Here is a 16,004-nt window from a genome sequence, read left to right as displayed (position 1 = left end):
TCTATTTAATATAAGCACTCAAAAACAGCCGACACCAATCAGGTGCCGGCTGTTTTTGAGTGTATTGTGAGGAATAGCAAGCGTTCTATCTATGCTTCTTCCTGTTTATCGTCTTCTATTTTATCATCTTCTTCCAAAGGAAGATTTTTCCGGATAATACCGTATATGTCTTTTTCCCGGAAAGGCTTCACCAGCCAGTCGTTGAAGCCTACCCTCCTGAATTCTTCCATATCTTCCTGTGTGATATTGGCGGTGAGCGCCAATACTACCAGGTTAGCTTTCAGGGGATCTTTATCTTTCCTTATTCGTTCCATCACCTCAATACCAGTCATTTTAGGCATGTGCACATCCAGCAATGCCAGGTCGTAATGATTTTGCTCAAACAGTTCCATTGCCATTGCACCGTCTGTAGCCATATCAAAGCGGCATTTCCAACGGGTGAGCATCAGTTTCAGCAGTAACAGGTTCATTTCCTGATCGTCGGCAATAAGCACGTAGCGGCCTTCCATGAAAGCCCCTGTCATTTCCTGTATATCTTTTTGGGTGATCACCATCATCAGCGGGGCCGATACCACCTCATAAGGAATATGACAGGTAAACGTTGTTCCTTTATTTACTTCGCTGGCAAGGTGAATATCTCCCCCGTGTAATTCTATCAATCGTTTAGTAATAGCCAATCCGAGGCCTGTACCTTTAGCACTGCTGCGGGATGAAGTGACCTGGTAAAATCTTTCAAACACGTGTTTTTGTGCTTCCGGGCTGATACCTTCACCGGTGTCTGCTACCGTAAAACTGAACAACGTTTTATGATCAGCTAATGATTCCAGTGTAGCCGCAACCGTTATACTTCCCTTATCTGTGTATTTGATGGCGTTGCTGATCAGGTTTAATAAAATTTGTTTTAAACGGAATACATCACCGCTTACCTGCTCCTGCTGGCTGCCATCAAACGTTACATTAAAAGCCAGTTTTTTCTGGTTAGCCTGTATGCGTATGATGCTGATCACATCATTAAACACATGATACAATACAAAGGGATGACGTTGTATAGAGATATATTCATTTTCCAGTTTGGAGAAATCCAATACATCATTTACCACTTTCAACAGCATATCACTGGCGCCTTCTATTGAGCGCAACAGGTCCCGTTGCTCTTTTCCCAATTGTGTAAATGACAATTGCTCACTGAAACCCACAATGGAATTGAGCGGCGTGCGGATTTCGTGGCTCATATTATTCAGGAAATCGGTGCGTACACGGGTGTGTTCCTCTGCGGCACGTTTACCCTCTTTTAGCAGGAGATTCTTTTTGTGCATCACCCAGGCACCTGCTGCAATAATTATGATAGATACCAGCAATGCAATAAGGGCACTGTTTGCTTTATCCTTCACCTCGCCTACACTGGTAGTAACAATATTTTTTGCCTCCTTTTTTTGCAGGGCGATAGCTGTTGCTGCCTTATTTTTAAGTGACAATATCAGGGCCCTCAGTTCCTCCAGCATGGCTACATTGGTACCACCGAGCGAAGTTTCTGTCGTATTTATTTTCAAGCGGTTGGTCAGTTGTTTTCGAAGGATGTTTTTATAATAACCGTTTACATCGGTTATGATACCCTTTAGCCGCTGCGCATCGTAGGCCTGCTTGTCAATCACTTTCCCGCTTTTGGTTTTGACCAGGATGTTCATCTGCGCCTTCACCGTGTCTTTTTTACCCGAATTGGAAATGGCATTCCCCAGTCTTTTGAAAAAGCCTTTTTTGGCGACAGGTGCTTGCTGTACATTGCTCATCGTATCCATGGTTACGTTATCTTTCTTAATCTGCTTAACCTTATAAGCGGGAATACCATTCAACAGTTTATCAATCAACCCGTCGTCGAGGGAATGTGTCAGCATAGAGTCAGTGGACTTTTTCAGCTGCGCGATCCTGCCGGCGATTGCTTCCTTTTTGTGGATCAGCTCATTAAACTGTTTGTTCCTGTTTAAGCCGCTCAATGATCCGCTGATAGTATCTACCAGCGACAATACCTGTCCTAATTCCGTAGAAAACGACTGTAAATAATGCTTTTTATACAATACCGTATAAAGTCTGAAGTTATTTTCTGCATCATTCAGTGTAAGCAGGGCGGAGTCCATCAACTGCATACCGGGGTTATCCTGCGATAAGGTATCTGTTGCCTGCAACAGCTTATGAACGCTTTGCCGGTGTACATTATAGCCAGAGAAAATTAAAAAAGCCAGCAAAGTAAATGCTCCCAGCAAACATGCAATGAACAATAGAAGAGGTCGACGCATCTTTCTTAATGGTTGGATGATGGTGATATGGTTATAAAATCCTACCTATACATTCACTTTACGACAACCAGGGGAATTTCGGTACGCTTGAGGTGCTATGCTATACTTCGTAAATTATTGATCCTTAGACGATGGTCATTAACATGGAAATTAAGGAAAAACTTTCAGGCCATAAAAAAAATATCATATCTCTCCTAATTTCCTTTCCAGCATTATCATGTGTTTACATAAAATATCATTTTCATAAATGGGATCTTTATAGTTTGTTGTAAAGAAATCTTTCCTTATTCCGGTGATTTCAAATCCCTGCCGCTGATATAAATACAATTGTGCTATACTGGAATTACCAGTACCAATACATATGCTTTTACATCCCATGGCTGTTGCGCGTTGAACGGCATCATTTAACAGGAGCTTCCCTATCCCCTGCCCCTGGTAATCTACGCGGACCGCAATATTCTTTATTTCAACAGTAGTATCATTCCTCACCAACACATAGGCAGCAATGATGTTGTTTTCCAGTTCCATTACGTATACTTCACCAACGTTGATGTAGGTATTAATTAACTCCCTGGAAGGATCTGCCAGCAATAACAGGTCATAAGGAATATCTTCTCCGGCTGCTACTTTTCTGATTGTCATCGTGACCTATAATTAAAGTAATTCATATTTGTGGGAACTGGTTATGGCGCCCTCCTGCTATCTGGCAAAGAAGCGCATTTTTTGAAAGATATTAGTCCGCTACGTCTTTACATGACCATAAACAACAGAATGCCCATGTTGTTCACTGATTCCTTTTTCGTGCAAAAATTTGCCACCAGCCTGATACTAGTCTATAAATTTATAAACAAAGGCGCTGACTTTCATCAGCGCCTTTGTTTATAAATTTATGTACTTCTCACTTAGTTGTAGCCAGGATTCTGCACCAGCTTAGGATTCAGTGATAATTCTATCGCAGGTACAGGGAAAAGTTGTCTGAATGTTTCTGCATTATCTTTGAAGCCCCATTTGCCTTCAAATTTGCCAAAGCGTATCAGGTCATTTCTTCTCCATCCTTCCCATGCCATTTCACGGGCACGCTCGTTGAGTAACTCATCTAAAGTAATACCGGCAACAGGTGTTGTTTTTGCACGGGAACGGATCTTGTTTACCAATACATCAGCCGTTTGTAATTCTCCTTTCACTACAGTGGGTGCTGCACCTCTTAAAATAGCTTCGGCTTTCATCAATAATACATCTGCCAACCGGAATACAGGAATATCATTATTCTGAAAGCGTGTGGCGGTATTTATATTTTTGTCGGGATAGAATTTAATTGAGCGCGCACCTTTTAACTGTGCAAGCAAATCATTGCCTACATCCAGCTTACCTTCCCCACCTTTTTTCAAAGGCAGCTCAGGGGTGATGGTTACGTTCCAGGTAATGGGCACATCAGGCCCTGTAGAAGAGGCATCCAGTGTTTTAGTGGTTGTTTGCACTATCATCGGGGTACCATCTTTATTGGTTTGTTTTCCTGCCAGCCAGGTATTATTCCTGACATCACCAGGCAGGTTAAAATAAGCATAAAAATCAGGAATAGTACTGAGTGCCACGCTGGGCCCAAAAGCTTCCGGCAGGTCAAACTTGGCCTTCAGGAATGGGTGCAGACCAAACCGGGTAAAATGACAACCGGGTATCAGGTTAGCATCATAAGGAATAGCAAAGATGGTTTCCTGTATCTGCGGCCCGTTATCAGGTTTAAAAATGGAACTATAATCTGCATCCAGTGTGTAAGGGGCATTCATAAGAATACTATCGGCCATTGCTACGGCATCTGTATACCTGGGCGTACCCGTGTAATACTGTGCATTGAGATACATTTTTTCCAGTAAAGCAAACGCCATCCATTTGGTAGCCTTTCCGTAAGTAGTACCATCTACATTAGCAGGAAGATCCGGGATGGCAGCTTTCAGCGTTTTTTCAATAGCAGCAAATACTTCTTTACGTTGAACGGTAGCCGGCAAAGCTGTTACCGGGAAAGTATCTATCACCGGAATATTACCATACAGATCCATCATAAAAAAGGAGAACAGGGAACGCATGGTTTTCAATTCTGCAATAGCGCGTGCTTTATTAATGTTAGCAGGTGCTGCATTCAGCAGATTGATGGCATTATTAGCAATATTAATACCGCCAAATCCCCACTGCCAGTTGCTGATTACAAAAGGCAAACTACTACTCCAGGTATGCAGATGAAGAAAACGGTATTTACCACCATCATCCCAGTTACCATCTCTCGCAGGAATGATCGCTTCATCTGTAGACAATTCCTGTATCATCCAGTAATCAACCCCATAGCTGAAACCAGTGCCTCCATTCATTAAATAAGTAGCATCGCCCGACCTTGTATTAGCCAGCTGTGAATAGGCAGCACCTACTACCGCAGCATAGGAAGCCGCATTAGTAGGATAGTTGGATGGTGTATATTTTGATTCCACATTCACATCCAGCTTCGTGCATCCTGCCATTGCTAATACAGCGGCAAAGAGTATATAAAGAAATGTATTACGTACCATATCATCATTATTTAAAAGTTAAAAACTGGCATTCAGTCCCAGGATAAAAGATCTTGTTTTGGGATAATAGTTCCGTACATCAATACCGGGGGTAAGGCCACCAAGGTCTATCTCAGGATCTATACCGGTATACTTCGTAATAGTGAATACGTTATTCACATTACCGTATACCCTTAGTTTACTGATGCGTGCATTGCCTGTTTTAATAGTATATCCCAGCGCCAGGTTCTCTAACCGCAGGTAGGAACCATTTTCCAGGAACCTGTCTGATACCAGGTAAGAATTTTTATCATTATAAGATTCCTGTAAAGTAAACTTCGATACATTCGTCACTTTTGCATCCGTAGGTGTATTTACAGCTGCCAGCGTTGCATTCAGGATCTTGTTACCGGATACACCACGGAGAAATAATGTAAGGTCAAATCCTTTCCAGATAAATGTATTGTTCCAGCCATAAGTTATTTTAGGTTGTGCATTACCAGCTATCATAAAATCTGCTGAGCTGGGAGAAGTAGTGGTGGTGCCATCTGCTTTCTGATAAGTGGAAATACCATCTTTATCTTTACCCAGGTAATGCCATAAAGTAAAAGTACCAACAGGTTGTCCTTCTATCACTTTCTGGCTCCAGTTACCCGATTGGCCCTTTCCTCCGAGAATAGCTACCGGTATATCTTTCAGTGTAAACTGATCATTGGCAAGTGAGCTTACCTTATTGGTATTATGTGCAACATTCACGGATGTTCTCCAGGTAAAATTTTTTCCGGAGAATGGCTCTGCATTAATAACCGCTTCTATTCCTTTGTTGCTGATCTTTCCCACATTCGCTATCAGCGTGGTAGCAATAAACTGTGTAGTTGATACCGGGTACTGCCAGATAAGATCGGAAGTTTGTTTATCGTAATAATCTACCGATCCGCTGATGCGCCCTTTTAATATGGCGAAATCCAGTCCGCCGTTAAACATTCCTGTACGCTCCCATTTCAGATTGGGATTAGGGTTCTGTACCGGCGCAATGGAATTCAACAACACGCCGTTATCATAATACCTGCCCACAGGGCCGTATTGCAGCTGTGCCGTAAGCGGATCAAAGCCAAATGAGTTACCGGATACACCATAACTTACCCTCAGCTTCAGGTCGTCCAGGAAACGTGCGCTTTTCATAAAATTCTCCTGTGTCATCCGCCATCCGATAGATGCTGCAGGAAAATAGCCCCAGCGTGAATTTTTACCAAAAGCAGAAGAGCCATCATTACGCAGCGACGCCTGGAAATAATATTTATCTGCATACTGATAATTTACCCTCGCGTAGTAAGAAATTAATCGCAGGGTAGTCAGCGTTGTTTGCGCGCTGTTGTCAAATACTACAGTACCAAAAGGAGGATTACTCAGCGACAGGTTATTATACGACAAGGCATCGCTTACGAAACCCTGTGTGGTAACACCAAAGCCATCACCGTTGTGATCTTCCTGCCAGGAATAACCGCCTAACAGTTTTATGTTATGCTTCCCGAATGTTTTGCTATAATTAAAATATGATTCGATAATATTTCTGGCATTCGTATAGGCTTTACGTGTAGCCCGCCCGTTGTTTCCTTTTGCCAGTACCGATAAGCTGTTATAATAGATATCCTGGTTGTATTGTTCCCGTTGGGTAGCCAGGCTGAGTGTATAAGTAAGACCCGGAAGAATGGTTACTTCAGCCAGACCGTTAGCCAGCATCCTGTTTATTTTTGTTTTGTCAGTGTTGTTGGCAATCAATGCTACAGGGTTGCTGCCGCCACGGATATTACCTGCATAATCTTCTGTAAAGCTGCCATCGGGTTGCGTTACAGACACTGTAGGTAAATAGTTCAGCATATTATACAGTACATCAGTGGGCACATTATTTTGTGTGGTAGTAGTATTGAACACAGAGAAATCCAGTCGTAACCTATCATCAAAAACGCGCTGACCCACATTGGCCCGTAACCCCAGTCTGTTCATGGAAGACCCTTTGATAATGCCCGGGTTATCCAGGTAGTTAACGCTGAAACCATAGGTAGTACCTTTCGAATTTCCCATCAGGGAAATATTATGGTTCTGAGATATAGCGGTGCGCTGTACTTCTTTCTGCCAATCCGTATTAACAGGTTGCTGTGTGCCGGGGATCTTTTGATCGTTGGCAGGTGCAAGCACCTGACCATTATCTGCCAGGTATTTTCTCAACTCATCACCTGTGAGCATACCCAGACGTTTAGACACCTGTTCCGCGCCTACATACGCATTATACGACAGGTACAGCTGATCTGTTTTAGGACGACGGGTGGTTACCATGATCACCCCGTTAGCCGCTCTTGCGCCATAAATAGCCGTAGAGGCGCCATCTTTCAGCACATCGATGGAAGCAATATCATCCGGCGCCACGAGGTCGATAGATACACCCGGTACACCGTCTATTACGTAAAAAGGCTCCTGTGCACCACTGCGTAAGGTGGAAGGTCCTCTTAGTATAACGGAAGGCGCTTGATTTGGATTGCCACTTTTAGTAATGGTAAGCCCCGGAACCTTGCCCTGCAGCAACATAGAAGGGCTTCCGATTACACCCTGCGTAAATTCACCGGCATTAACAGAGCTGATGGCACCAACAATATTTTTTTTGCTTGTTTTGCCATAACCGGTGATCACCACATCATTCAATTGTTTCGATTGCGGCTGCAGTGATACATTCAATACATGCTCACCGTTAATACTCAACACCTTTGTGTTATAGCCCATGAAAGACACCCGTACCTGTGCGCCCTTTCCGGATACATTGATCCGGTATACGCCTTCTCCATCCGTTACCACACCGGTTTTGCTGCCCTGCTCCGATACACTTACGCCTGGAAGCGGGGTATTTTTTTCATCCGTTACTTTTCCGTGCACATCATATTTTTCCTGTGCCCGCAATGCCATAGGAACAAAGCATAACCATAACTGAAAAACAATTAATAGTTTAACAGGGCATCGCAGCAAATAAATGCTGACATATTTTCTGTTCATAGTGTTGAATTAAATTTACGTTTGGATCAATTTATTGACAATTACATTTGCATGTTGACAAGAAAGTCTTCTCTATAAGCTTACAGATTTGTTATTAAGTTTCGGACAGCAAACCTAGGCATCAACGTGGTCATTTAATAGTGGTTGATATTATCAGATTATTAACAAGAGATTAAACGTATGTTACGCAAACAAGCAATAAGGTCTTACTATCTAATTTTAATATCGTTACAACATGAATTTGAATGATGCTATTGCACTAATAGAACATAGTAGTCTGACGCGGCCACAGGAAACCGTTTGGGCCGATCTGGGATGCGGCTCGGGTTTATTCACTTTTGCGTTGGCTAACCTGTTGCAGCCTGGCAGTACTATCTACGCGCTCGATAAAAACAACATTGTTTTATCTGAGCAGTCCAACCCGCATCATATCACGATACATCAACAGCAAACAGATTTTGAGAAGAGCGAAATCGATTTCGTTAACCTGGATGGCGTACTAATGGCCAATTCCCTTCATTACGTGGCAAATAAAAAACAGCTTATTAATAAACTAAGCAGCTGTATTAAAGATAATGGTATTTTTTTAATAGTGGAATATGAAACAACAAAAGCTAATCCATGGGTCCCCTACCCGATAAAATTTGATTTATTGCGGGAGTTGTTTCAAAGTGCGGGATTTGCATCGGTCATTAAACTAGGTGAAAAGCCTTCTGTGTATGGGGCCGAGAAGATGTATGCAGCGTTGATAAAAAGGTAAACTGAAATTATCTAAAGGTCAATTAAGCAGCTAAGGCCAATAGACATCCGAAGATTTCTATTGGCCTTAGCTCAGCGCATTTATAATATTTTTTTTAAAAATCAGGCGAGCGGAAAATAATGAAACACGATGTTTCCTATCAGCACTAATCCGAGAACAACAAATATATAAGACCAGTATTTCATCTTTATAAAAAAGAATTCATTGCGTATATCCACCTTTACCTTATTTCCTTCTTTATCTTTATAATAATCATCACAGGTAAGTATAACCCATAATGCCGTCAGCAGGCATGCACATCCCATACCAGCATAGGTATCTATTATAAGAAATGGTCCGCCAAACTGCTCCATTAAAAACCGGTTTATTATTGCCGACACAACTACGCATGTAAACAAATAAACCGGAATGAGAATACCTTTATTCTTGTACGCAAATTTTGGTAACATCATAAACTCAAATATGTTTTGCAGTCATCCGCCTTTGTTTTCAAACCCTGGCGAGCGGAAAATCCTTTTGAAGGAGGCTGTTTTATCTTGCTGAATAAAATTATATCTTTCCAAAAGCCCCTGCCATTTTCAAGCGGCCGGCCTCTTCAACCATTCCTGGTAAGCAGCATAATTACTGTTTCCTGGTTTGTGCTTTTAATAAATCTCCCGGCGTAACCTCATTGCTTAATAATTTACCAAAAGCAATCCAACGTTTGCCCGGCAGCGTGTCTGTTCCGTCATTTGAGGCGATGTAATTTTTAACCAGGTCTTGTCCGTAGTTATAGTTAATCACATAGCTCCGGTTCTTTTTAATAAAGGCCAGACCTTTAATGGCGGCTTCTTTATTTAATAAGGCATAGTTCAAAAGCCAGCGCATGGCTGCTGTATCACTCATTGATCCATTAAGCAACCCTCTTCCGATTTCATTGCGTGTATAATTGAGCCGCCCTTTTATAGACAAGGCTTTGTAGTATAAATCTATTCCGGTGGGTGCTAAACCAGCCAGCGGCAATAACACTTCTTTAGTAAACACATTTTTCTCTTCTCCGGGAAATGCCAGGTCAATACCATAATTAGCGCTTCCTTCAGCGATCAGCGATTGCGGACTAAACAAAGGATACAATGAAACTTCTACCCAGCCTTTATCACGATACAGGTTCTTTTCGAGCATAGTATTATACACGTGATGACCAGGGTAACCTTCATGACATCCCAGGTCTATGGCTCTTTCTATGAAGATCGGCATGTCGCTGCTTATCTGTATCAAACTATTAAAATGACCTTTATACCAGTTGTAACCCGACCATGATTTACCCGCTACATACTCCATCGTGAAATTTTCATTTCCCGGTAAATCATAATGCAATAATGTTCGTCTGCGGGCTTCTGCAATAGCCGTCTTAAAAACAGTATCCAGCTTATTTGCAGGGATAATAAATTTATTGGCTAACTGCTGGAACCTGTCCTGTACACTACCTTTTCCTGGCAGCAAACTATCCAGTTCAGCTACGAGCGACTGATAATAAGATTCAGGATATACAGGTGCCACCGCACCAAATAACTCTTTTGATTCTTCATCAAAAGAGGCGTATTCACCTGAGAATATTTTTATTCGTCTCCCAAATGCATTTAATTGCTGTACTATCCAGTTTGCTCTTGTGTGGATAGTGTCATTGGTTGCACCATCTGCTATTTGGCCAAGCGCTTTCTTCAAATCGTTAACAGCTGCCAACAGACTGTCTTTCGGAAAACTATTCCCTTTGTTGATCACCGGCTTTAATGAATCCGGGCCATAATAAGCATCCACAAAATCGCCATCATACACGCCGATTGTTAATCCAAGGCGTACATATTTTTCAGCCAGGATATTCAGTTTTTCTTTTTCAGTTTTCATAGGCTTATTAGCACCACAGGATATTAAAAATAAGGCGGAAAGGAACAGGAGTATATTTTTCATGCTTAACGGAACGTTTTTATGTTGGTTGCTTTAAAAAAGCAATTTATTGTTTATTGACCGAAAGTGTACAAAATAATCCTTCCATACCCTGAAAAATACCCACAAAAAAGGGGCTGACCTAAAAGCCCTTTTTGCTTTTGGTCAGCCCCGGCACTCCATATACAGGATTTTAATACCCTGGAAATTGCACCAGCTTTTTATTGCGGTCAATCTCACTTTGTGGCACAGGATAGAAATAAAATTTATTCTGCCATTCCGCCCTGGTAAAGGCTACGATTCTTTTATGAAATTCAGGATCAGATAAGAAAGTTCCTTTTTCAATGTTCATGCCATGGAACTGGCCGCCCTGGTGCATAGCAGGTGTGTTAGCTGTTTTCCAGCGACGCACATCCCAGTAACGGTGTCCTTCAAACATCAGTTCTATCTGGCGTTCCAGGCGGATCTGTGTACGCATTTCCTCCTGGCCGGGCCCTGCTACTATATTGGGGAGACCGCCCCTGTTGCGGATCTTGTTCAGGTATTTTAAGATGTCGGGATTACCCGGATCATATTCATTCAGCGCCTCAGCATAGTTCAGGTAAATTTCACCTAACCGGATCATCATCGCCGGACGCGCAAAACTTTTACCGCTTCTGAAATCACTGTTGGGATGAAGATTTTTGCGGGCAGTATAACCCGTGCTGGGCCAATCTCTTGGCGCACCGTTTTTACCGGAATTGCCGGTAAAGAAAAACTCTACCCGTGTTTGACCCGGTTCCGGCACTACCGGAATGTCTGCGCCGTTAAAAGTAACATCTGCATAAAACCGCGGCTCCCTGCCGGTATACATGTTGAAGGTACCATCCACATAATAAGGTGTGGCGGTATGTGTAAACCCTGTTTCCGTATAGGCGCTGCTGTTATCCGTAATCATTTTACCATCCGCCATACGGAATATATCCACCATTTCCTGCGTAACAGCAATACCGTTCCAGCCGGCGCCATTGGAGCACCGGGGAGAACAATGCCGCTCCCAGTTACCAAAATGAGAGGAGTTAGTGCGTATCCAGATCGCTTCTTTCTGCCAGCCATCAAAGAAAAGGTTCCTACACGAAAGATAGGCAGCACGGAAAGGGTCCGCATCTGATACCGTATACAAATCCCATTTATTCAGATCTATCACCGCTTTGGCCGCATCTGCCGCTTTCTTCCACTTTTCTTTATCAAACGACGGATTAAACAAGGCGGCACCATCCAGGTTCTTAAAGTTGCTCATCTCTACATTACCATTGTAGAGCGGACTGGCGCTGTATAACAATACCTGCGACTTCACCGCCATCACAATAGACTTTGTGATCCTGCCGGTTTGTGTTACATCCAGCTGCGTTGGATCAACAGGGTTTACATGTTCTGCCGGTACATCCTGCATAGCTTTATCCATTTCTCCCAATACATAGTTCACACATTCGTCCCATGAACTCCGTGGTATCTGAAAATCAGCTTCCGGCGCTTTAGGGTCCTCTCCCATTAATACTACCGGTCCATATTGTCGCATCAGCAACCAATAGTAATAAGCTCTCAGAAAGCGGGCCTCTCCTTTATATTGTTTCATCAACTGATCCCCTCCGGGCTGCGCCAGGATCTCTTTATTCTGATCTACATTTTTTAAGAAGATCGCTGCTTCCCGGATGGTCTGATAATAACCATTCCAGTAACCCGGACTCGCATTATCCGGTGTAATGGCACCGGAGTTAATACCCGGTTGTACCCAGGCATAATCCACTTCATCACACTGCCCTGTCCATGGCACGCTATATGGCTGGTTCCACATATCCGGCATGGGATTGTATAGTCGCGCCAGCCATTGTTCCGTCATTGATCTGTTGGTAAATACATCTTTCAGGGTGGTGATATTATCCGGTACTGTATTGAGAAATCCTTTCTTGCAACCGGCTGTCAGCAGCAGGACAAGCAGCAATAAGGAAATATTTTTTTTGAAAGAATGATGCATCATGGTGATTCAGTTTTTATTTGAAATTAGCACGGATACCAAAGTTGTATGTAGTGGTATTGGGATAGGCAGTGCCTCTGCCATCGCCCAGTTCGGGGTCCCATATCTTCCAGGGAGAAATGGTAAACAGGTTAGTACCATTTACATAAGTGCGCAGGCTCTTGAAACCATATTTCTGCAATTTTCCCATACCGAAAGTATAGCCCAGCTCTGCACTCTTCAGGCGGATGTAATCGGCTCTTTTAAGCCACCAGGTACTTTCGTAATAGTTGGTAGTAATATCCTGACGGGTAGACATACGCGGATAGAAAGGCCGGTCATTGGGGTTATCAGGCGTCCATCGGTCAGTAGCAGCAGTGTACAGATTACCGATAGTAGGTCCTTCATAAAAAGGATTCGTGGCATGTCCCCCGCTGTACATAAAATCTACCATGGCTACGCCCTGGAAGAACAGGGTCAGATCAAATTTTTTGACACCAACGCTGAAGTTCAGTCCGTATACAATGCGGGGAACAGAACCATAACCAATGGCTTGCTGATCAAAGCTGTTAATGATACCATCACCATTCAGGTCTTTATATTTTATATCACCCGGACGTACATCTCCTGCCTGCTTGGGGGATTTCATAATATCAGCAGAATCTTTAAACAGGCCAATGGCTACATACCCGAAACGCTGATCAATAGTATGTCCTGTACGGTTCAACCAGGGATACTGCCAAGGTGGTAAACCATCATACACATCCTTATTGATATTAAAGTTGAAGTTACCCCTGAACCCTACCCAGAAACCCGGAGAAAATGTTTTGTTATAATCAAGGGTTACATCTATTCCTTTGTTCTCTGTAATACCGATATTCCTGTAAGGGATATTATCTGACGTGTAGCCGGAAGCGTAAGGAATATCATATTGCCGCAACAGTATACCGGTTCTGCGTTCCTGGAATAATTCCACGATCAGCGACAGATCATCATGAAATGCTTTGAGCTCAATCCCCAGGTTCTGACGTTTACCCGTTTCCCAGCTTACGTCTGAGCCGATCTGGTCTTCCTGCATTCCGTTGTAGGAAGTGGTATTGCCCGGTACACCAAAAGTATAACCCAGGTCACCACTATTTTTTATCCTGGTAAGGAAAAGAAAACGTGATCCTGTATTACTGTTACCAGACAAGCCATAAGTATAACGAAGTTTAAAATAACTGAGCACATTTGCAAAACCGGCAAAAAACTTTTCATTGGATACTACCCAGCCAGCCCCGAAAGAAGGAAACAGCCCATATCTTTTATTGGGCGTAAAATTTTCAGAACCATTATAGCCGAAGTTAGCTTCTGCAAAGTAGCGGTTCTTATAGCCATAAGTACCTCTTCCGCTTATACCTCTTATCCGGAAAGGAATGGAAGAGATAAGATCCCCCGCATCCGCATCAATAAAATCAGACTGATTATACAGCAATAACCCGGACACATCGTGATCACCAAATTTACGGTTGTAGTTCAGTGCTGTTTCTGTATAAAATCTGCGGTTACCACCTCTTGCCACATCAAAGCCCAGTACATTTGAACCCGGATCTACTATTTTAGTAAGCAAATTTCCTGATGAATCTCTTCCGGTAGCATAATATGTTTGTACTTCTCTCTTCCTGTTAAGATTATTCCAGCCGTAAGCATCAAAAGCAAACATGCTTGTGAATGATAATCCTTTTAGTGCAAAATCAAGGTTTTGCCGCAGCCTTATATTGGAGCGGATAGTATTGCGGTACTCCGTTGCGTAACCAGACTGTGTAAGATTACGGTAAGGACTTGGATAACTCCCACCTGGAATTTTAGGCCACTGCCCGTTGGAATACTGTGGTGGTATCAGGTGTGGCGGCACATTGGTAGCAAGATCAAACAATGAGCCGGTACCAATACCAGGATAATTGCTGTTAATAATAAAGCCGTTCACACCCAATTCCAGCTTGGTTGTCTTGGTGATGTTGGCATCTACGTTGGTAGTAAAATTATATCGATCCAGTTTAATATCAGAATTATAGGATTGTACATTATCTCTTTTCAGCAAACCCACTTCAGAATAATAACCTGCAGAGATGTAATAGGTAGCAAAGTCCGATCCTCCGCGCACATTCAGATTAGCCCTTCTGCTTTGTCCCCATTTATTGAACAGTACTTTAAACCAATCGACATTAGGATAGAGATCAGGATCTTCACCGGAGATATGTTTCTGTATGCGGTCTTCCGTATAGAGCGGTGTTCTGCCTCTCATCTGCAGGCCTTCGTTATACAATCTCATAAAGGTGGGCGCATCTACAAATTTCGGCAGCTGTGTAAATTTTGTAATGGCCTGATTCAATTCTATATTGATCTGCGGCTTTCCCGGACGGCCCGTTTTAGTATTCACCAGTATCACGCCATTAGCGCCCCTGGTACCGTATACAGCAGTAGCAGATGCATCTTTCAATACGGTAAAACTTTCGATATCTTCCGGATCAAGATCATTGATGCTGCGATCCGGCACACCATCAACGATGATAAGCGGGCCACGCGGACTGGAACCAAAAGTAGAGATCCCGCGTATCCAGATATCGGAGCCATCGTATCCCGGCTCTCCGCTGCGCTGTACTGCAACAATACCCGCCAAACGGCCACCCAATGCGTTGGTGAGGCTTCTGACAGGTATCTTCAGCTCTTCCGGTTTGATAGTAGACTGTGCGCCAACGAGACTGATCTTTTTCTGTGCGCCAAAACCAACCACTACTACTTCATTCAGTCCGCCTTCCTTTGCCAGCATCTCTACATCGATATCAATTTTATTTCTGACGCTGATCTGTTGCGTTTGATAACCTATGTAAGAAAATTCAAGCGTATCGGTAGGTTCTACTTCCAGTGAATAGTAGCCTTTATCGTTGGTGGTAGTACCTACAGGTGTACCGGGGATTTTTACTGTTACGCCTACGAGCGCGGCGCCCAGCTTATCTCTTACCGTGCCTGCCACCCTCACTTTGGCAGCAGGCTTTTGTTCTTTAGGCGCAGGATGTTTTTCCGCCGGTGCCACAATATATTGGGAGGCGCCCATCCGGTTTAATACAAGGCCATGTCCCTGTAATACTTTCTGTAGAAATGGTAAGATCTTTTCAACATCCATTTTCTCTACATCGTCAGGTAAAAAAACATCTTTCCCATATTTTTCATTCAGCAAAATTCTGAGCTGATACCTGCCGTAAATTTTTTCCAACGCATCCTTCAGCGGTATCATTTGCCGGGCTGCAGCTGTATTGGTGGAACGGCTTTTACCACGTTCCTGATGTGATTGTTCCTGAATGCCTGCAATAGCATCTTGCGCATGCAGGGCGGAAGCAGTTATATTCAGTATCAGGCACAGGCCGGCCACTCCCTTCAGGCAATGCCGTAGAGATCCAAATTTCATAACGGAAAAATTTAGG

The 16,004-nt window shown here is 43.1% G+C and carries 9 protein-coding genes; 1 reads left to right on the top strand and 8 read right to left on the bottom strand.

Going from position 1 to position 16,004, the window contains the following annotated elements; genetic code table 11:
• Window positions 1-89: 89 nt before the first annotated feature.
• From CLV51_RS23230 to CLV51_RS23215, 4 genes are all read right to left on the bottom strand, one after another.
• The gene (locus tag CLV51_RS23230) at window positions 90-2,291 is read right to left on the bottom strand and encodes an ATP-binding response regulator (RefSeq protein ID WP_106530496.1); all 2,202 of its coding nucleotides are present in this window, start codon (window positions 2,289-2,291) and stop codon (window positions 90-92) included.
• Window positions 2,292-2,474: 183 nt separating this feature from the next.
• Entirely contained in the window at window positions 2,475-2,933 is a 459-nt protein-coding gene (locus CLV51_RS23225; protein ID WP_106530495.1) for a GNAT family N-acetyltransferase, read from the bottom strand.
• A 260-nt stretch (window positions 2,934-3,193) separates the two neighbouring features.
• Complete coding sequence (locus CLV51_RS23220; RefSeq protein ID WP_106530494.1) at window positions 3,194-4,846, bottom strand: RagB/SusD family nutrient uptake outer membrane protein; 1,653 nt, start codon at window positions 4,844-4,846, stop codon at window positions 3,194-3,196.
• Between the two features lie 18 nt (window positions 4,847-4,864).
• The gene (locus tag CLV51_RS23215; protein ID WP_106530493.1) at window positions 4,865-7,867 is read right to left on the bottom strand and encodes a SusC/RagA family TonB-linked outer membrane protein; all 3,003 of its coding nucleotides are present in this window, start codon (window positions 7,865-7,867) and stop codon (window positions 4,865-4,867) included.
• Between the two features lie 235 nt (window positions 7,868-8,102).
• Here CLV51_RS23215 and CLV51_RS23210 point away from each other — a divergent pair, with 235 nt between their 5' ends.
• Entirely contained in the window at window positions 8,103-8,627 is a 525-nt protein-coding gene (locus CLV51_RS23210; RefSeq protein WP_106530492.1) for a class I SAM-dependent methyltransferase, read from the top strand.
• A 101-nt stretch (window positions 8,628-8,728) separates the two neighbouring features.
• Here CLV51_RS23210 and CLV51_RS23205 read toward each other — a convergent pair whose 3' ends face one another.
• The 4 genes from CLV51_RS23205 to CLV51_RS23190 form a co-directional block, all read right to left on the bottom strand.
• The gene (locus CLV51_RS23205; RefSeq protein ID WP_146151361.1) at window positions 8,729-8,980 is read right to left on the bottom strand and encodes a hypothetical protein; all 252 of its coding nucleotides are present in this window, start codon (window positions 8,978-8,980) and stop codon (window positions 8,729-8,731) included.
• A 268-nt stretch (window positions 8,981-9,248) separates the two neighbouring features.
• Window positions 9,249-10,574 (bottom strand): hypothetical protein, encoded by a 1,326-nt coding sequence (locus CLV51_RS23200; protein WP_106530490.1) that lies wholly within the window; start codon window positions 10,572-10,574, stop codon window positions 9,249-9,251.
• A 169-nt stretch (window positions 10,575-10,743) separates the two neighbouring features.
• Window positions 10,744-12,567, bottom strand: coding sequence for a RagB/SusD family nutrient uptake outer membrane protein (locus CLV51_RS23195; RefSeq protein ID WP_106530489.1), 1,824 nt, complete (start codon window positions 12,565-12,567; stop codon window positions 10,744-10,746).
• A 13-nt stretch (window positions 12,568-12,580) separates the two neighbouring features.
• A complete protein-coding gene (locus CLV51_RS23190) occupies window positions 12,581-15,988 on the bottom strand; it encodes a SusC/RagA family TonB-linked outer membrane protein (protein ID WP_106530488.1) in 3,408 nt (1,135 codons plus the stop codon).
• Window positions 15,989-16,004: the final 16 nt, after the last annotated feature.

Source organism: Chitinophaga niastensis, from assembly GCF_003014755.1.
In the GTDB taxonomy this organism is placed as follows: domain Bacteria; phylum Bacteroidota; class Bacteroidia; order Chitinophagales; family Chitinophagaceae; genus Chitinophaga; species Chitinophaga niastensis.
Note: the sequence above shows the minus strand (reverse complement) of the source record. Positions and strands in the feature narration are given on the sequence as shown.

Coding starts and splice junctions, on each gene's coding strand:
- CLV51_RS23210 (WP_106530492.1), top strand. CDS start 8,103: ATGAATTTGAATGATGCTATTGCACTAATAGAACATAGTAGTCTGACG.
- CLV51_RS23215 (WP_106530493.1), bottom strand. CDS start 7,867: ATGAACAGAAAATATGTCAGCATTTATTTGCTGCGATGCCCTGTTAAA.
- CLV51_RS23195 (WP_106530489.1), bottom strand. CDS start 12,567: ATGATGCATCATTCTTTCAAAAAAAATATTTCCTTATTGCTGCTTGTC.
- CLV51_RS23200 (WP_106530490.1), bottom strand. CDS start 10,574: ATGAAAAATATACTCCTGTTCCTTTCCGCCTTATTTTTAATATCCTGT.
- CLV51_RS23220 (WP_106530494.1), bottom strand. CDS start 4,846: ATGGTACGTAATACATTTCTTTATATACTCTTTGCCGCTGTATTAGCA.
- CLV51_RS23230 (WP_106530496.1), bottom strand. CDS start 2,291: ATGCGTCGACCTCTTCTATTGTTCATTGCATGTTTGCTGGGAGCATTT.
- CLV51_RS23190 (WP_106530488.1), bottom strand. CDS start 15,988: ATGAAATTTGGATCTCTACGGCATTGCCTGAAGGGAGTGGCCGGCCTG.
- CLV51_RS23205 (WP_146151361.1), bottom strand. CDS start 8,980: ATGGAGCAGTTTGGCGGACCATTTCTTATAATAGATACCTATGCTGGT.
- CLV51_RS23225 (WP_106530495.1), bottom strand. CDS start 2,933: ATGACAATCAGAAAAGTAGCAGCCGGAGAAGATATTCCTTATGACCTG.